This is a genomic window from Terriglobus albidus (genome assembly GCF_008000815.1).
In the GTDB taxonomy this organism is placed as follows: Bacteria; Acidobacteriota; Terriglobia; order Terriglobales; family Acidobacteriaceae; genus Terriglobus; species Terriglobus albidus_A.
On sequence record NZ_CP042806.1, the window covers coordinates 6,281,550 to 6,299,666 of the forward strand.

Annotated in this window: 17 protein-coding genes; 6 read left to right on the forward strand and 11 right to left on the reverse strand. The window is 60.1% G+C overall.

Translation table 11 applies throughout. The annotated features are described in order from the left end of the window. Window positions 1–4: 4 nt before the first annotated feature. From rlmD to nadC, 5 genes are read right to left on the reverse strand one after another with little or no spacing between them, the layout of a single operon-like run. Window positions 5–1,291: a 23S rRNA (uracil(1939)-C(5))-methyltransferase RlmD gene (rlmD, locus tag FTW19_RS25105; protein WP_147650287.1), complete on the reverse strand. Its 1,287-nt coding sequence runs from the start codon at window positions 1,289–1,291 to the stop codon at window positions 5–7. After that, window positions 1,288–2,001 (reverse strand): hypothetical protein, encoded by a 714-nt coding sequence (locus FTW19_RS25110; protein WP_147650288.1) that lies wholly within the window; start codon window positions 1,999–2,001, stop codon window positions 1,288–1,290. The genes rlmD and FTW19_RS25110 overlap by 4 nt, the downstream gene beginning before the upstream one ends. Before the next feature lie 2 nt (window positions 2,002–2,003). After that, a complete protein-coding gene (locus tag FTW19_RS25115) occupies window positions 2,004–2,831 on the reverse strand; it encodes a type III pantothenate kinase (protein WP_147650289.1) in 828 nt (275 codons plus the stop codon). 32 nt (window positions 2,832–2,863) lie between these two features. Beyond that, a complete protein-coding gene (locus tag FTW19_RS25120; RefSeq protein WP_147650290.1) occupies window positions 2,864–3,634 on the reverse strand; it encodes a biotin--[acetyl-CoA-carboxylase] ligase in 771 nt (256 codons plus the stop codon). Beyond that, entirely contained in the window at window positions 3,634–4,527 is an 894-nt protein-coding gene (gene nadC, locus FTW19_RS25125) for a carboxylating nicotinate-nucleotide diphosphorylase (protein WP_348641834.1), read from the reverse strand. The genes FTW19_RS25120 and nadC overlap by 1 nt, the downstream gene beginning before the upstream one ends. 108 nt (window positions 4,528–4,635) lie before the next feature. Here nadC and FTW19_RS25130 point away from each other — a divergent pair, with 108 nt between their 5' ends. Beyond that, complete coding sequence (locus FTW19_RS25130) at window positions 4,636–4,884, forward strand: hypothetical protein (protein ID WP_147650291.1); 249 nt, start codon at window positions 4,636–4,638, stop codon at window positions 4,882–4,884. A gap of 47 nt (window positions 4,885–4,931) precedes the next feature. After that, on the forward strand, window positions 4,932–5,150 hold the full coding sequence (locus tag FTW19_RS25135) for a hypothetical protein (RefSeq protein WP_147650292.1): 219 nt from the start codon (window positions 4,932–4,934) through the stop codon (window positions 5,148–5,150). 59 nt (window positions 5,151–5,209) lie between these two features. Here FTW19_RS25135 and FTW19_RS25140 read toward each other — a convergent pair whose 3' ends face one another. The 3 genes from FTW19_RS25140 to FTW19_RS25150 are packed head-to-tail and all read right to left on the reverse strand — an operon-like array spanning window position 5,210 to window position 11,074. Next, window positions 5,210–8,008, reverse strand: a complete 2,799-nt coding sequence (locus tag FTW19_RS25140) for a phosphoenolpyruvate carboxylase (protein ID WP_147650293.1) — start codon at window positions 8,006–8,008, stop codon at window positions 5,210–5,212. A gap of 2 nt (window positions 8,009–8,010) precedes the next feature. Beyond that, window positions 8,011–9,957: an ABC-F family ATP-binding cassette domain-containing protein gene (locus FTW19_RS25145; protein WP_147650294.1), complete on the reverse strand. Its 1,947-nt coding sequence runs from the start codon at window positions 9,955–9,957 to the stop codon at window positions 8,011–8,013. A gap of 25 nt (window positions 9,958–9,982) precedes the next feature. After that, window positions 9,983–11,074 (reverse strand): hypothetical protein, encoded by a 1,092-nt coding sequence (locus FTW19_RS25150; RefSeq protein ID WP_147650295.1) that lies wholly within the window; start codon window positions 11,072–11,074, stop codon window positions 9,983–9,985. Between the two features lie 126 nt (window positions 11,075–11,200). Between FTW19_RS25150 and FTW19_RS25155 the strand changes: the two genes are divergently transcribed. Next, the gene (locus tag FTW19_RS25155; RefSeq protein WP_246153489.1) at window positions 11,201–12,880 is read left to right on the forward strand and encodes a hypothetical protein; all 1,680 of its coding nucleotides are present in this window, start codon (window positions 11,201–11,203) and stop codon (window positions 12,878–12,880) included. Window positions 12,881–12,982: 102 nt separating this feature from the next. On the opposite strand, the gene FTW19_RS25160 is transcribed toward FTW19_RS25155, so the two are convergent. After that, window positions 12,983–13,345 (reverse strand): hypothetical protein, encoded by a 363-nt coding sequence (locus FTW19_RS25160; protein WP_147650296.1) that lies wholly within the window; start codon window positions 13,343–13,345, stop codon window positions 12,983–12,985. 124 nt (window positions 13,346–13,469) lie between these two features. On the opposite strand from FTW19_RS25160, the gene typA reads away from it, so the two are divergent. The 3 genes from typA (at window position 13,470) to FTW19_RS25175 (ending at window position 16,679) form a co-directional block, all read left to right on the forward strand. Continuing rightward, complete coding sequence (typA, locus tag FTW19_RS25165; RefSeq protein ID WP_147650297.1) at window positions 13,470–15,287, forward strand: translational GTPase TypA; 1,818 nt, start codon at window positions 13,470–13,472, stop codon at window positions 15,285–15,287. A 35-nt stretch (window positions 15,288–15,322) separates the two neighbouring features. Next, window positions 15,323–15,625: a hypothetical protein gene (locus FTW19_RS25170; RefSeq protein ID WP_147650298.1), complete on the forward strand. Its 303-nt coding sequence runs from the start codon at window positions 15,323–15,325 to the stop codon at window positions 15,623–15,625. Between the two features lie 103 nt (window positions 15,626–15,728). Then, window positions 15,729–16,679 (forward strand): TIGR00730 family Rossman fold protein, encoded by a 951-nt coding sequence (locus FTW19_RS25175; RefSeq protein ID WP_147650299.1) that lies wholly within the window; start codon window positions 15,729–15,731, stop codon window positions 16,677–16,679. 172 nt (window positions 16,680–16,851) lie between these two features. On the opposite strand, the gene FTW19_RS25180 is transcribed toward FTW19_RS25175, so the two are convergent. After that, window positions 16,852–17,469, reverse strand: a complete 618-nt coding sequence (locus FTW19_RS25180; protein ID WP_147650300.1) for a hypothetical protein — start codon at window positions 17,467–17,469, stop codon at window positions 16,852–16,854. Window positions 17,470–17,524: 55 nt separating this feature from the next. Next, the gene (locus FTW19_RS25185) at window positions 17,525–18,100 is read right to left on the reverse strand and encodes a hypothetical protein (protein ID WP_147650301.1); all 576 of its coding nucleotides are present in this window, start codon (window positions 18,098–18,100) and stop codon (window positions 17,525–17,527) included. Window positions 18,101–18,117: the final 17 nt, after the last annotated feature.

Genomic DNA, 18,117 nt, shown 5'->3' on the forward strand with positions numbered 1-18,117 from the left:
AAAACTATCTCTCGAAGACGGTAACCGTCTCCAGATGAAATGTCTGGGGAAACATGTCCACGAGATGCAGCTCGGCTAACGTGTAGCCGGATTGTAGCAGTCCGGCTGCATCGCGCGAGAAGGTTGCAGGATCGCAGGAGACGTAGACGATCTGTCGTGCCTGTAAGGCGCCGAGCCGCTCGACGACCTCTGCCCCCAGACCCGCACGGGGCGGGTCCACAACAACCAGATCTGGCGTCTGCAGTTTGCCGCGGCGCAGAAACTCTGCCGTTGTAGCGCGAAGGGCACGATGCGGCGCGGTCACCAGCGATGACAGCTCGCGGAAGCTGGCCTCGCCGATCTCGACGGCTGTTACCTGCGCGAAACGCGGCATGAGTGCAGCCGTGAAAAGACCGGCGCCGGCGTAGAGATCCCATGCATGCTGCCCGCTACGATCTGCTGTCACCAGAGAGACCATCGTGTCGATGAGAAAACGGTTCACCTGGAAGAAGCCGCCTGCCTGGACACGATAGCTCTGACCTGCCGCTGCGTACGGCAGAGAGGGCTCACCCCACTGTGCCGCAACGTGGCCTTCCACCGACTCATCCGGCTGACCGCGATGTCCGCGCTGGTCACGATCGGCCTGCACAACACTGGCTCCGATGAGCTGCGGCACCTTCGCCTGCAATGCTTCACTGAGCCGCGCCAGACGCTGTGACGCGATGGGCTTTGCGGCAAGCAGAGTGAGTTGTAGTTTGCTTTCAGAGGCATCAGTAAACAGCTCCACTTCGGCAATGCCTTCCAGCGGAAGTTCCATCAGCGTCTGGGCTGCCTGCCACAACAGGGGCGCGGCGATAGGGCACTCTGCAATTGGTAGAAAGACATGCGATCCGCGACGGTTGTAGCCGAGCCGGTTGTTCTCGCAGCGCAGGCGAATACGGTTGCGATAGTGCCATGAGGCGGCGGAGTGGACGGTGATCTCAGGAAGCTGGCGTACACCTGCGCGCTCCAGGGTCTCGCGCAGGATGCCGCGTTTCATGGCCAGCTGCGCCTCGTAGGCGGCATGCTGATATTGGCATCCGCCGCATACGCCGAAGTGACGGCACGGTGCGACAACGCGTTCCGGCGCGGGCTCAAGCACGGAGAGCAATTCCGCCTCGGAAAAACCTTTCTTCGATGCGCGAACGCCGGCATCCACTACTTCGCCGGGAAGAGCGAAGGGAACGAAGACGGCCTTACCCGCCTGCTCACCTTCGGTCATGCGGGCGAGACCGTTGCCGCCGTAGATGGCCTTCTCGATGCGCAGCTTCATAGGTCGTGGGTCATGTAGAAGAGCGAGAGGCGTGGAAGATTACGCGCCTCAAGCATACGTTTCTGCAGGAACTGCTGCTCCACCTGGCGAATCTGCACGGCCTGCATGCGGCTGCGATATGGCGCAAGCTCGCGTGCGGCCTGTTCGCGCAATGCGGTCAGCTCTGCCTCGGGCGCGGCCGTCATCAGACCGGCAAAGAGCTTCTCTTCCAGCACGGTCAGCGTGCGATCCAGTTGCTCCATATTTCCAGCCGTTGCGCGCATCTCCACGGCCAGCGCACGGAGACGGGTTGCCACTTCAGCAGCTACAGCATCGGCGGGAGCAGCCAGTTTCGCGCCCGCAAGGATGCCCGCATTCGACTCCAGGTAGCGCGCGACAGACTCACCCTCGAAGCCGGAGTCCTGTTCTTCCTTAGATTGCTGTGAGGCGCCGATGGCGGCTTCCTTCATCTCCTCGGTTGCTTCCATCACGGCCTGCGCACACCATGCCAGGCCGTTAACCTTCCGCATGCCACGGGAAGCGCGTCGCTGGCGCTCGTCATACTTATCGAAGGCCTGATCGATGCCGCGCAGCACGGCTTCCAGTGGGATGCCGGCTTCACGCCAGGTCTCAATCAAAGCCCAGTCCAGCGTGGAGAGCATAAGAAGCGATCCGCGACGCTGCTGAAAACGCTGTTCGATCTCAGTGAAGTAGTTGAAGTAATTCAGCACCGCTACGCCTGCAACACCTTCGCAGCTTCGCCCTGCCGGCGGCGGCGCTCCTGGTTGCGGTCGTAGATGATGCGGAGACCTTCAAGGGTAAGCAACTCGTCGACCGTGTCGAGATAGCGCGAGCCAGGAGCGATCAGCTTGCCGAGCCCCCCGGTCACAACTGTCTTCACCGGGGCGGCGAGTTCAGTAATCATCCGCTCCAGAATGCCATCCACAAGGCCGATATAGCCGTAGTACAGACCGATCTGAATGTTATCGGTCGTATTGGTGCCGATGATCTTGGACGGCTTGCGGATCTCAACGCGCGACAGACGCGCCGCCAGATTGAAGAGCGCATCGGCGGAGATACCCAGGCCCGGAGCGATAGCTCCGCCGAGAAACTCACCTTTGGCCGAAACGACATCGAAGGTCGTGGCTGTGCCCATGTCCACCACAATGCAGGGACCGCCATAGCGCTCGAATGCCGCGACACAGTTCACAATGCGGTCGGCGCCGACCTCGGTAGGATGATCGACCAGGACAGCGAGGCCCGTTCGAATACCCGGCTCTACGAAAAGCGGCCGGATTTTGAATAACGTCTCCGAGACACGGCGCAACACGTGGTCGACGGGCGGGACGACGGAGGAGATAGCGATTCCGGTTACATCTTCAATCTTCAGATTGCGCAGCTCAAAGAGCTCTCGCAGAAGAACGCTCATCTCGTCGACAGTGCGATGGTGAATGGTGGTAACACGCCAGTCGGCGATAAGCTTTGACGGCTGACCGGCCTCAGGGCGGTCATACACGCCCAGCATAATGTTGGTGTTTCCTACGTCGAGTGCCAGTAGCATTGCGCGCTCTCTTAGCCTCTTTTCCCTTTCGGTCATTCGCAAGGACGCACACCGCCGGAGCGGACCGTGCGTGTGCCGTCACGGGTGTTAACCAGCAGAAACCCCTGGGGGTTCAACCCGCACGTCACCCCAGTATAGCCCTCGTCTTCGGCCACGCTCACCTGCTTATTCCGCACCCAGGAGGAGGCCGCGGTGAACCGTTCCAGCACGTCTTCACTCACCGCTAGTGCCGTCAACTCCGCCTGCAGGGCGTGCAACAGAGTGGTTAGAAGGACATCTCGACTGTGGGGATGCCCGGCTTCCTGGCGCAGCGAAGTGGCCGTCTGGGAAAGCGGCTCAGGAAAGCTCTCGTGGTTCACATTCAGTCCGATGCCGATGACTGCGTACCGCATCGCATCGCCCGCAAAAACTGACTCTACGAGGATGCCGGCGCACTTCTTCCCGCGGAGCAAAACGTCGTTGGGCCAGCGGATATCGGCTGCCAGAGCAGTCGGCTGCTCGATGGCCGCCTTCACCGCCATGCCGGCAATCAACGACAGCCACAGCGCCCGGTCAGAACTCAGCGAAGGGCGCACCAGAACGCTGACGTAGATGCCATCCTGTGGGCGCGAGTGCCACTGGTGCCCGCCGCGTCCCCGGCCCGCCGTCTGCTCCCCGGCAAGGTAGACACTGCCATGAGGAGCTCCCCGCTGCGCCTGCGCCAGGGCATAGGTGTTGGTCGAGTCGATCGTGGGGAAGTATGCGACCTGGCCGGCAAAGACCGTCCCGCGAAGCTCAGCCCCTAGTGCGGCCAGGTCGTACATCAGTACACGTCCGCGGTGATCTTCATACTGAGGTCGACGGCAACAGCGGAGTGCGTCAGCGCGCCGACACTGATGAAGTCCACACCGGTCTTGGCATAGCTGCCGATGGTCTTCAAGTTCATGTTGCCGCTGGCCTCAATGGACACCCCCGGCGCCCGTTTGCCAATCACCTTTACCGCCTTGGTGACCTCGGCGGGAGTCATGTTGTCCAGCAGGAGCGACTCTGCCCCGCCCAGCAGTGCCTGGTCCAGTTCTGTAAAGGTGCGGACCTCGACCTGTATCTTCTGGCCGCCGCGACGGTCTTCCAGCGCCTTCTTCAACACCGTGGGGATGCCGCCGCCCAGCGAGATGTGATTGTTTTTGATGAGGACTCCGTCGTGTAGATCCTGCCGGTGGTTGGTGCCGCCGCCGCAGGCGACAGCATATTTATCCAGCAGGCGCATTCCGGGCAGCGTCTTGCGCGTATCCAGCACCTTGACCTTCGTTCCCTGTACCTCGCGCACGTACTGTGCCGTAAGCGTCGCAATTCCGCTCATGCGCTGCATCAGGTTCAAAATCACGCGCTCGCAGGAGAGGATAGACGATGCATTGTGACGGATGACCGCCAGCGCCTGCCCCTTTTTCACCCGCACTCCATCAAAAATCTCCGGGTGGCTGATGACGTCGAAACGCCCGACAGGCTTCTTGCTGAGCCGGGCAAAGATCTCAAGGAATGCGGGGATACACCCCAATCCGGAGACGACACAATCTTCTTTTGCCAGGATCGACGCCGAAGCTCGTAGCGAAGGGTCAATCGTCAGTCGGGTTGTCTCATCCTCGGTTGCGCGGTCTTCTACCAGCGCGGCTTCCAACAGGGCAGTCACGCGCTTGCTCTTCCAGTCCATGCGCTTCATTCTACGGCGTTTCTGGCGCCTGCCAAACACTTGCATATTTCTCCCGGAACCGGGCATCCACCTGCCGGGCAGCCCCATCTCACCACGCTCAAAAGGAGGTGACAGACGATGGTCGAGACACCCCATCACGAACCCGTCGGATTCACCAACCGCACACGCGGCCTTTCCGGCGAATACGCGCATGAGCAGGGTTGGCAACTGTTCGAAGACGAGCGCCGCATCCCCGCTATTGCTCCACCAGACGTGGAAGAAAAATACCCCGGTCGCGAGTATGATTGGGGCGCTCCATCCCCACCCGGGGACAAGGCTGTCAGGTCACTGGAGGTCGGAGACGAGAGCGAGAGAGATGCAGCGTGATCGCTGTATGGCATAAACATGGCATAAACCACGGAAAGGAGAAGAGGATGAGCAATCGGCAATCGACTCCACTCAAACAACACGGGGACATCAAGGAACCCGTGCATAACCGAGGTCACGACCGCAGTTACGCCGCCCATACCGGCGCCGACGGCATGCAACCCATGAAACCGCAGGAGGCTTCCGGCAACAGTTCCGGCAGCCATGGCAACAGTCTTCGCCAGCCACCTGCAATGCAAAGCCGTAGCGGCAAACAGCATCGCTAGAAACACGAAGGCCCGCAACAGATGGATGCGGGCCTTCCCTGTCTATTTTGGGGTTTGCATCAGCCGGTGTTGCGCAGGCCGGCTGAGATGCCATTGATGGTTGCCGTAATGGCGCGATTCAGATCGTCTGTCTCCCCCTCATCGCGCTTACGCCGCATCAGTTCTACCTGAATCAAACTCATCGGATCGACATACGGATTACGCAGACGCACCGACCTCGCGAGCACCGGGTTGGTGGCAAGCAGTTCTGTCTGTCCTGTCACAGCCAGCACCATCTTCTTCGTCCGTTCGAACTCGGCGAGCAGCTTCGACCACACACGCTCACGCAGCTCTTCATCCTTCACCAGGCCGGCGTACATACGGGCGATGCCGAAGTCGCTCTTCACCAGCGCCATCTCGACGTTGCGGAGCATGTCGATGAAGAGCGGGAACTCGCGCATCATCTGCTGCAACAGCGCCAAAGCCTCCGGTCCCTTGGCGGCGAAGGCCTCCAGTGCATGACCGACGCCGAACCACGCGGGCACCAGGTGGCGGCTCTGCATCCATCCGAAGACCCAGGGGATGGCGCGCAGGTCAGCAAAATTGCGCTTGCCGCTGCGGCGCGCAGGGCGGGAGCCGATCTTGGCATGCTCCAGCTCAACTACCGGCGTGGCCTGCTCAAAGTAAGTAAAGACCTCGGGGTCTTCGACGATGCTGGAGCGGTAGAAACCATAGGAGGTCTCACTCAGCTCATTCAGCGCCTCTTCCCACTCTGGAGTAAGAATGCCTGTCAGACAGGCATCGCACTGCAGCTTCGCATCAGGGCGCGCCAGTGCATCGAGCGATGCGGCAAGCATCAGCTCCAGGTTGCGCTCGGCGAGCACCACGTCCGAATACTTCCAGTTCATCACCTCACCCTGTTCGGTGATACGGAACTGGCCGTTGAATCCATCGAAGGGCTGCGCATAGATGGCGCGATGCGTCGGTCCGCCGCCGCGGCCCACAGTTCCTCCACGGCCATGGAACAAACGCAGCTTCACGCCACACTCGCGGGCAACATCGTGCAGCGCACGGTGCGCCTTGTAGATCTCCCAGGTCGAGGTGATCATGCCACCGTCTTTGTTCGAGTCGGAGTAGCCGAGCATGATCTCCTGCTCGCAGTTCCAGCTTTCGAGCAGCGGCTTATAGGCCTCGCTGGTCCAGACATCGCGGCAGATACGCGGAGCGTTGCGCAGATCTTCAATCGACTCGAAGAGCGGCACCGGCTTCAGGCCGGGATCGCCTTCACGGCCTTCCACCGTCACGCCGCCCATACGGGCCAGCCAGATGACGCGGAGCAGATCTTCTTTTTCGGTAGCGCCGCTGATGACGTACTGGCGAATGGCGCGCGGCGACTTCCGCTTGATCTCGGCAACGGCGCGCACTGTATCGATCAGCTCCAGCGTCTGCGCTGAGAGCTGTTTCGGCAGTCCGCCTTCGTTCACGCGCTGCACATCGCCAAGCTCCGCAACTGCAGCAGCATGAACGCGGGCGTGCTGGCGGATATCGAGCGTGTGCAGATGCAGACCATAGGTGCGCACCTCCAGCAGCAGCGGATCGAGCAGAAGCTCCGCGAGACGGCTGCCGCGATTCTCCATCAGGCTGGTGCGCAGCACACACAGGTCATGCTGAAACTCATCGGCGCCTGCATAGTGCGGCAATGTAGGCAGGCCGGAGAAGGGCACACTGCTACGCGGCGAAGCACCGAGACGGATCATGATGCAGATCACCAGCAGACGCACCGGCTCATGCGCAAAGCGCTGCTCCAAGGTTTCGTGCTCGGTGCCGTGGAACTGTTTGACATAGCCGGCCACCAGCTTCAACAGCTCCTTCGAGACCGGCGCCTGCCTGGTGCTGGCGCCGAGTTGCTCGAAGAGATTCTGCAGCCGCGCGCCGTAGTGCTTTAGTAGCAGCTTCGAAGCCATAGTGATGGCTTCGCGCGTGACATCGGGCGTGACGTAAGGATTGCCGTCGCGGTCGCCGCCGATCCAGGAGCCATAGTCCACAACGATCGGCAGGTCGGCAGGCGCGGGCTTCAAGCCGTATTCGGCAGCCAGAGCTCCGGAGATCTCTCCATAGAGGCGGGGCAGCGTGGCGAAGAGCGAGGCCTCGTAGTAGTCCAGGCCGATGCGGATCTCGTCACGGACCGAAGGACGCTCGGTGCGCACATCGTTGGTCTGCCACAGTGCACTGATCTCAGCCATGAGCTCTCGCTCCAGGGCCTCAAGACGCTCAGGCGCGGTGGGGATACGGTCCAGCCGCCAGAGGATATAGCTGATGCGGCGCTGCTTGAACATCACCAGGCGGCGCGCCACCTCGGTGGGATGCGCGGTGAAGACCGGAGTTACGCGCAACTGGCCCAGAAGATCGTATGCCTGTTCGGCGGTATAACCCACCTGCTTCATGCGCCGCAGAGTGCCGCGCAGCGATCCGCGCTGTGGGATCGTGGAAGGATTCAGCTCGTGCGCCACACGGCGGCGCTTGCGGTGATTCGTCTCCGCCAGATTGATGAGCTCAAAGTAGAAGGCAAATGCACGCGCCAACTGGTAGGCCTGCTTCTCATCCAGGCTGTGAATGCTGAGGATGGTCTGCTGCAGAGTGCTGTTAGCCCGGGCAGTGTCGCCCTTTGCATCCGCGTCACGGCGCTCAATGGCGGAGAGACGCAGTTTCTCCACCAGCTGGAACAGCTCATCGCCGACCTGTTCGCGAAGGACATCGCCCAACAGCTTGCCCAGCGAGCGCACATCGCGCCGTAACGGGGCCTCTTTCAGATCGCCCGTCTGTGCCTCCAACTCGGCCAGACGTTCGCTCCAGTTCTTCGGTTGCCACAACGAAGCCATACTTATGCCTGTGATTCAAGGGTGAGCGAGAGCTCTTCCCATTCTTGCATGAGCGACTGTAGTTGATCGCGGAGCTGCGCCAGCAGCTCCGTCTGCCGCTGCGTCTCATCCGCAGAGACGAAGTTACAGAGGGCCTGTTCGGTGGTCGCTATCGCCGATTCGGTGCGCGGAATCTCTTCTTCAAGAGAGCCCAGACGGTCTTCCAGTTGACGCAGTTTGATGGGGTTCAGGCGCTTGCCGCCCGCGGGCTGAACCGCCTGCGATGTTTGCGGTACGGCTGCGGAATCATTACCGTTCCTCGACTCGCGCGGCTGAGACACCTTCGGCGTCTCTGCCGGAGCGGCATGTCCTTCTTTGGTCCGCAGATAGTCTTCGTAGTTCCCGGGGTAGACATGGACGTGGCCGCCCTCTACCTCGAAGACCTTCGTCGCCAGGCCGTCGATGAAGTAGCGGTCATGTGAGACGAAGACCACCGTTCCGGTGAAGTTGCGGATAGCTTCCAGCAGAACGTCCTTGGCGCGCAGGTCGAGGTGGTTTGTGGGCTCGTCCATCAGCAGAAAGTTCGCCGGCGAAACCAGCATCTTGGCCAGGGCATAGCGGTTGCGCTCGCCGCCGGAGAGCACGCCAAGCTGCTTGAAGACGTCGTCTCCGGAGAAGAGGAAGCAGCCCAGCAGCCCGCGCAGTTCGACCTCAGGCACCTTTGGTGCGGCGGACGAGATATCGTCCAGCATCTTCGCCTGCGGATCGAGCACCTTGTACTGGTCCTGCGCGAAGTAATCGCCTGCCACGTTGTGGCCCAGCTTGATCTCTCCCGAGGTAGGCGGCTCAAGCTGCGAGAGCAGGCGGATCAATGTCGATTTACCGGCTCCGTTTGCGCCTACCAGGGCAATGCGGTCGCCGCGGTCGATGGTGAAGCTTACGTTCTCCAGCACTTGCTTGGGGCCGTAGGACTTGTACATTCCCTTCGCCTCCAGAACGGTGCGCCCGCTGGCCGGCGGTTGCGGGAAGGTGAAGTGGATGGTGGATTCCTCTTCGGGAATCTCGATGCGTTCGATCTTTTCGAGCTCCTTGATGCGCGACTGCACCTGCTTGGCCTTGGTGGCCTGGTAGCGGAAGCGGCCGATGAAGGCCTCGAGTTGCTCGATGTGGTCGCGCTGGTTTTTGTACGCCGACAGAAGCTGCTGCTTGCGCTCCTGTTTCTGGGTGACGTACTTCTCATAGCCGCCTGTGTAGAAGTGCAGCCGCTTGTTCCAGACCTCCGCGATCTTCTCGACGGTGACATCGAGGAAGTAGCGGTCGTGCGAAATAAGGATGAAGCCGTGCGGATAGCCCTTCAGATAGCCTTCAAGCCAGTTCCTCGACTCCAGATCCAGGTGATTCGTGGGCTCGTCCAGAAGCAGCAGCGACGGCTTCTGCAGCAGCAGCTTGGCAAGGGCAATACGCATCTGCCAGCCGCCGGAGAACTCGCTGGTGTCCCGGCCCCAATCTTCTTTGCTGAACCCCAGGCCGCCGAGGACGCTGCCCACCTGCGCATCGAGAGCGTAACCGTCGTGGGCGTGAAAGAGGTCATTGATCTCAGAAAAACGCTCGGCGACCTCGGTGTATTCGGAGGATGTGGGATCCAGCTCTGACATGGCCTGGGAGAGCTTCTCAAGCTCCCGCTCCATCTCGCGCTGGGATTGAAAGACCGTGAGGCACTCGTTGAAGACGGTGCGGCCGGTGAGATTGAGGCCATCCTGCGGCAGATAGCCCAGGGTCATGCCCTTGGTGCGGTGCAGCGCGCCGTAGTCGAGGGTTTCGATGCCGGCCAGGGTCTTCAGGAGTGTGGATTTGCCGGTGCCATTGCCGCCCACCAGCCCAGTGCGTTCATGGGCGGTGATCAGCCAGTTGGCCTCGTCAAAGAGCAATTTGGGGCCGAATCGTTTTCCGGCAGCGGCGAGTTGCAGCATTACTCTTCTATTTTCGCAGGTGCGGCTACGGTGTGAGCGGGCAGGGCTTAATCATGCACTTCACTTCAAGGCTAAACTGCGGCATCACGTGCTGATCCGGTCGCAACAAACCACGCTGCCGGAGTTGAAAGACAGTTCGCCTCAGTTTTCGTTGCTCTGCCTCGACTACACGTCCGAGCTGCCGGCTATACATCGCTCGCCCCTGCCACACAATGGTCGAGCTTTCTTCCGGATGCCATGGCATGTCCTTCGCCGAAACTCCAAGAAAATGCGCGATCAGGTGATGACGTGTTACGGCATTCAGCGGCCAGACGGCGTAGCACGAGCCATGTCCATGCGTTGCGACATAGCGCTTGTAGCCGATGACATCATTGTCCACGCGAACCAGCTCTCCTTCTGCATTGTCGTCATGCTCTGAGAGCTCATAGTTGTACACAGGCGGCCAGCCTAACGGATCGTGAACCCCCATGGAATCCCCACACGCACCGCCTCCGGAAAGCGGAATGCTGGTTTTGCTCGAAACGACATAGATCGTGAGATGCTCTTCAGACTTTGCAACAATTGGGCCGACTAATTGAGGATCAGGCCGATCTGCAAGCATCATGGCAGCAATCTTTGTTAATAGATTTTCGTTCACCGAGGAAAACCATCGCCGGAGAAGTTCCTGCGATGCCTCTCGGGGAAGCTGACGCGCTAAAAAGGCTGCTTGTACCGGAAACAGATCCTCCAGCCCCGCGATCGCCCCTACGGGAATAGATATCTTTCCCTGGATCAGGGCATCCAGCATTGCGAGCATTGCCAGCCGTGATGGTTCATAAAAGTAAACCGTATAAGGTCGTCCTTGCCCAGATGAAACCGGCCAATCCTGGACCAAGGTCTCAATCGCGGCCATCGTTTGAGGATCTTGTGTCTTTTGCGCGAAGTATGCGGCCCAGGCAACCAGACGCGGATCACGACTCACCAACCACTGCTGCAGCATCTGGGGTGTTGTCACTGTCTCTGTCGTAACCACAGGTGTAGGTCCGGGCTGCATCACCGGCGCGGCAGCCGGCTGCTGCGCCGCCGCTACCGGCACCAGACAGAACACCCACAGTAACGTCGGTAGAAAGCGGCGCATGTATCACCCAATACGGGTTAGACGACGCGCCCCGCTCGAATGTTCCTGACCGCACACTTCTCTGGCAGCACATCCCTGCCATGCAGCATCTGAAAGGCCAGCACGACGTGCAGGAAAGGCATTGCAGTGAACGACGAAGAACGCGAGCTTGCCACCGGTTCCCCCGCCTCCGAGTCCACTCCACCTCCTTCCCGCCCCAGACGCCGCTTTGGCTGGCTGCAATGGGTCGGTATCGCTGTTGTCCTCGGTCTATTGATCTTCGGCGGAGCCACATGGTGGCTTGTCCGCCACGCTGAGCCCTTGATGCGCCAGCGCATCATCGACACACTCTCGGCCCGCTTCCAATCGCCGGTCGAGCTGGATGAGTTCCACGTCACCGCCGCCAAGGGCCTTGGCGTAGAAGGCAAGGGCCTGCGCATCATGTACCTGATCGAGGTGAATGCACAGGGGCAGCAGCGTGAAGAACCGATGCTGGCCATTGATGAGTTCCGCTTCCACACCACGCTGGCCAATCTGCGCAAATCACCCATGCATGTCGGAGAGGTCTACGTCACCGGTCTGCATCTCCGCAAGCCTCCCAAAGAAGACCGCAAGATAACGCCGCCGGAACCGAAAAAGCCGCCGAAAGAGTCAATCGTCGTCGACCGCATCATCGTCGACCATGCCGACCTGGTGATGGAGACACACAAGGAAAACAAAGAACCGCTCGAATGGGATATCGCACATATGGTTTTAGTCGACGTCGGCGCGAAGCGCCCTTTCGACTACACGGCAACACTGGTCAATCCCAAGCCCCTGGGTGATATCGCCTCCAAAGGTCACTTCGGCCCCTGGAACATCTTCGTTCCCGGCGATACGCCGCTGGACGGCGTCTATGAGTTCTCCCGCGCCGACCTGAGTACGACGAAGGGCATCGCCGGCATCCTCTCCTCAAAAGGCAGCTTCGGCGGAACGCTGGATAACATCGTCGCCGATGGAGAGACCGATACGCCCGACTTCCGCCTGGACGTCAGCGAACATCCCGTGCCCCTGCACACGAAGTATCACGCCATCATCGATGGGACCAATGGAGATGTCCTGCTGCAGCCGGTCGAAGCATGGTTATTGAAAAGCTACTTTGTTTGCGTCGGCCACGTGATCAACAACAAAAACCCCAAAGGCAAAGACATCCGCCTTGATGTCGTGATGCCGAAGGCGCGCATTGAAGACATGCTACGTTTGGGAGTCAAAACCTCGCCTCCGCTGATGACCGGCGGCTTCAAGATGAAGACCAGGCTGCATATTCCTCCCGGCGATGTCGCCATAGCCAAAAAGCTCGAACTGACCGATGGCACCTTTGAGATCCACGGCGCGCACTTCACCAGCGACAGGATCCAGGAGAAGATCGATGCCCTGAGCATGCGCGCCCAGGGCCGCCCCAAAGAAGCCAACGTTCAGGGTACGGCCGGCTTCGATACCCCCAGCGACATGCGCGGGAGCTTCCAGCTCAAGAACGGCATCATCAACGTCCCCTCACTGCGCTACGACATGCCGGGAGCCCAGGTGCTGATGCTCGGCCAGTACTCGACCGACGGCAACACCTTCGACTTCGTCGGCAAGGTGCGCACCAAAGCCCGAATAAGCCAGATGGTGACGGGATGGAAGGGATGGCTCTTGAAACCTGCCGACCCGTTCTTCAAGAAACACGGCGCGGGTGCTGAGATCCCGGTGAAGATCAACGGCACGAAAGACGAGCCGCACTTCGGGACAGACTTCAAGGATGACCGGACGAAGGACCTGGGGAAGGATTTGCCGCCACCGCAGTAGTTGCTAGTTGCTAGTTCTGGTTGCTAATTTGTGCCCATGCTGCTTACCCAGCCCATGCACTGGGTGCCCCTCGATAAGGAAGAAGACTGTGTCGATACACACCTACGAGCCTGAGATCAGCCTTTTCAAGATCCGCCGCCACCAGCTCACCCGCGGCTGCGGCATATCCACTCCCGGCTGGACGAAATAGTCACAGCATTCCGGAACGCTTTGAAGCACCCGTGGGTCCATCCCCGCATAGCGGTGACAGCCGAAGTCCTGCTGCTTCAGGATCTCGATCGCCCGCTTCAGGTCCTTCTTACTGGCCGGCTGGCGGACCCAGCCGCAGTGCTGCGGAGAACTTTCGACCCAGTTCACCAGCTCCGGGGCGATCTTCTGGGGAATGCCGCAGCCCATGCACTCATTCTGGATGACATAAAAGTCACCGGGGACAGAACGAGGGTCTGCTGTAAAGCGTGGTGGCATAGCTTACCGAAAGATTAGTCCCCTCCGTCGCGTGCCGCCAGCCCGTGCTGGTAAACTGTTGGAGGCGGCAGATTCCTGCCGGTTCCCCGCAAAACTCAAGTTTTCAGAACAGGATCCACTTCCCGTGAGCAACGCCACTACGCCTATTCGGAATATCGCCATCATCGCCCACGTCGACCACGGCAAGACCACGCTGGTTGACGCGCTGCTGCGCCAGAGCGGCACCTTCCGCGCGAACGAGGCCGTGGCCGAGCGCGTGATGGACTCTAATGAGCTCGAAAAAGAGCGCGGCATCACCATCCTGGCCAAGAACACCGCCGTCCACTACGGCGACTCCAAGATCAACATCGTCGACACCCCCGGCCACGCCGACTTCGGCGGCGAGGTAGAGCGCGCCCTGAAGATGGTGGACGGTGTCGTTCTGCTGGTCGACGCCAGCGAAGGCCCCCTGCCGCAGACCCGCTACGTACTCTCCAAGGCCCTTGAGGCCGGCCTGCCTCCGATCCTTGTTATCAACAAGATCGATCGTCCCGACGCCCGTCCCCAGGAAGTCCTGAACGAGGTCTATGACCTGTTCATCGACCTCGACGCCGACGAGAGCCAGCTCGAGTTCCCGGTGGTCTACACCAACGGCAAGGCCGGTACCGCCACCATGGACCTGGCCCAGCCCGGTACCGACCTGAAGCCGCTGTTTGACACCGTCCTCGCGAAGATTCCGCCGGCTGTCGGCGATCACGAAGGCGCCCTCCAGATCCTGGTCACGAATCTCGACTACTCCGACTACCTCGGCCGCCTGGCCATCGCCCGCGTCTTCAACGGCAACCTGAAGACCGGTGACGAAGTAAACGTCGCCAAGCTGGACGGATCGCTGCAGAAGACCAAGATCACCAAGCTGTTCAGCTTCGCCGGCCTGAAGCGCACCGACATCGAGCAGACCCAGATCGGCGACATCGTCGCCATCGCCGGCGTCGCCGGCATCACCATCGGCGAGAGCATCACCGGCGTGGACAATCCGCAGCCGCTGCCGAAGATCACCATCGATGAGCCAACCATCGCCATTCAGTTCTCGGTCAACAACTCGCCCTTCTCGGGACGCGAAGGCCAGTACGTCACCAGCCGTAACCTGCGCGACCGTCTCGACCGCGAGCTGCTGACCAACGTCTCCATCCGCGTGGAAGAGACCGACTCACCCGACAGCTTCAAGGTGCTGGGCCGTGGTGAGCTGCAGCTCGCCGTGCTGATCGAAATGATGCGCCGCGAAGGCTACGAGCTGATGGTCGGACGCCCTGAGATCGTCACCAAGCGCATCGACGGCGCCCTGATGGAGCCGGTGGAGTACGTGACCATCGACGTTCCGGAAGAGTTTGCCGGAACCGTCATCCAGAAGCTTGGGCCCAGAAAGGGCGAGATGGTGAAGATGCACGGCCAGGGTCGTGTGCGTATGGAGTTCAAGGTTCCCAGCCGCGGCCTGATCGGCCTGCGCTCGGAGATGCTGACCGAAACGCGCGGCACCATCGTGATGAACTCCATCTTCGACGGCTACACCAACTACCAGGGCGAGATTCCGCAACGTCCCAGCGGAGCCCTGATCAGCGACCGTGCAGGCACCACCACGACCTATGCGCTGAACGGCCTGCAGGACCGCGGCATTCTCTTTGTCGGCGACGGTATCGAAGTCTACGAGGGCATGGTGGTTGGCGAGCACTCGCGTGACAACGACCTCGACGTAAACTGCGTCCGCGAAAAGAAGCTGACCAACATGCGCGCCAGCTCGGCCGATGAAGCCCTGCGCCTGGTGCCCTATAAGCAGCTCACCCTGGAACAGTGCATCGAGTTCATCGCTGATGACGAGCTGGTGGAAGTGACGCCGAAGAGCCTGCGCCTGCGCAAGAAGGTACTGCAGGCCAACCGCCGTCCACGCCGTAACCAAAACGTGGAGTAGTAGGCTTACGTCTAAGAGCTAGTCTCGGAGATTTGATGGCAGTACAGCCGGAAGCAGCGCACGAGGAAAGACAGCGTCACGATCGTCCGGCCCCCGTCTGGCTGCAACGCATTTCGCTGTTCATCCTGGTGCTGTTCTGTGTCTACCTGGGTGTGCTGGTGACGGTGCTTCCCTGGTGGCCCCGCGTATGGGACCACAACAATCTCTTCAATGCATATCCAACCATCGGCGCCATTCTCCGGAATGGCGCCATCAAGGGCCTGATCTCGGGTCTCGGCCTGCTGGATATCTGGATCGGCATCAGCGAAGTGATTCAATACCGCGACTATCGCGGATAGTCGCGATGAACAATGGAATAAGTGAATGATCGAATAACGCCTTGCTTGCCACTGGCTTTATTCAATTATTCAATCTTTCCGTTATTCCATTACCCTTCTTCCTATGAGTCACCCGCAGCATCCGGTTCCGGATCCCCTCCAGCACGCTCCCCTCGCCTACGAGGACGAGCACTTCATCAACTCCCCCGATGGACGCATCTTCCGCATTCTGGCGGAGTACTCTGAACCTCTTGCGCGCTTCCGTAAGGAGCGTGTCCAGGACACGGTCGTCTTCTTCGGCTCTGCCCGCTTTATCGGTATGGACGCTGCCGAAGATCAGATGCGGCTGCTGGAGAACACTGGTTCCGCGAAGCTTGCACCGGAGGAAGAACAGCCGGCGTTCGACGGCGAAGAGACCAGCGAGCTGAAGAAGAAACGCACCGAAGCCGCCATTGAGATGGCTCGCTATTACGAAGACGCGCGCACACTGGCGCACATGATGGCTACCTGGGCGATGAAACTCCCAGGCCGCCGCAACCGCTTCGTCGTCACCTCCGGCGGAGGACCCGGCATTATGGAGGCCGCGAACCGCGGCGCCACCGAGGCCGGAGCCAAGACCATCGGCCTGAACATCGCGCTCCCATTCGAACAGCTGCCGAACCCCTGGATCACACCGGAGCTCAACTTCCAGTTCCACTACTTCTTCATGCGTAAGTACTGGTTTGCCTACCTGGCAAAGGCGCTGGTGGTCTTTCCCGGAGGCTTTGGAACACTGGACGAGATGTTCGAGCTCCTGACGCTCGCCCAGACCCGCAAGCTGGCCAAACAGATCACGGTCGTGATCTACGGACGCGAGTACTGGTCGCAGGTCATCAATCTCGATGTGCTGGTAGACAAGGGCGCCATCGCAGTCAAAGACCGCGATCTCTTCCAGTTCGCCGACACTCCGGAAGAAGCGTTCCGCCTTCTGGTCGAAGGCCTGACGAAGAACCATCTACAACCGCAAGCCGAACCGGCAACTCCGCCCAGCGTGGAAGACTTTGTCGGCCCGGATATTGCGAAGACGAGAGGCTAGTTGAATGGTTGATTGGTTGAATAGTTGAATGGTTCCGCCCGAGTACCGTACCAGATCCCATGCTGGGTGCCCCATATATGCGAAGCATATGTGGGATATTAGGGTTCCCCGCGACCTTGCTTCGCTGGGGTGAACCATTCGAGCGAAGCTCGAACTGGTGGGAGCAACTCCCTTAGCTGGTCGCCACCGGTTGCAGTTCCGTCCGGACCTCAGGTTCCCAATCCGGTTCCACCCACATCCAAACAGCGCCTGGCAGCACGATGCAGAAGGACACGAGACCAACAAACCACGCGACAGGATCGATGAGATCGCGGGGATTCAACCCGTCGGGACGGTTGGGCAACAAGCCCCATGCCGTCAGATAGACAATCAGCACGATCACTAATGTCACCTGAAGAATCGTCCAGGAGCGTTCCACAGTCTTGAGACGCAGCATCTCGCGCCACTCAGATTTCCATGAAGAGCGATAAGTTCTCAGGAGATTGTTCGTCCGCAGCGACTCTTGTTCCGCTTCGTTAAGCTCATCCCAACTCCGGCCGAATTCATAGATCGCCCGATCGTCCGGATCTGTCACGAAACGGCCCGGGCGCGTCCAGTTAGACGTAAAGAAAAGGCTAAAGACCAAAACGTTGAAAAGGTTGATGCCCTTAGAGAAGCCACGATGCGTCTCCCCAAGTGTCATCAACCAGAAGAACATTAGAAACGACGACGCGAGAACGACCTGCCGCCGTCTCCAACGCCGCGAACGAAACTTCAACGCCTGCCTCAGAACAAAACCTGGTTTTGCCATAACTCTCCCGTCGCCAGATGCGAAAGAGTGCGATCAATGTTCAGGCACTATTCAACTATTCAACGATTGAACTATTCAACCCTTTTCCAAACAGCGCCCTCGGCCCCGCCATTAAAAACCGGTAAATAATCAGCGGAATATGCTGCAGGTCGGCTCCGAGCGAGTCAGCCTGGCCGTCCGTGAGGATCGCGCCCTGTTCCATCGCGAACCAGTTGAAGCCGGTCGACAGCGCGGCCAGCAAAAAACTGGCGACCAGGCTGCCGCGGATCTTCTGGGGCGAGACCCAGGTGTGCACTACATACTGCACGCCGACGAGCGCCGCGGGAATCGCCACCAGCATGATCAACGCCGTGGCCCAGAGTGGGCGGGCATCGCGCAGACGCTGAATGACGGAGCCAAGAAAACCGCCCAATCCAGCGGCAAATACAGCTTCGGTCAGCATGGCGCCGAGCGCCTGACCGGCGGCGGCGTGATGGTCAGAGATAAAGAAGATGGGTGCGCGCAACGCAGCACTGAAGAGGGCCGCCTTCCAGTTCCACTCGCGAAGGAGGTGCTGGCCGGGGTTGCGGAGAATATCCGCGATGGCGCCGTGAAGCGTCGTAGAGGGTGGCGCTGAAGATTCCGTGATCATGCAGGCTACACACAGCA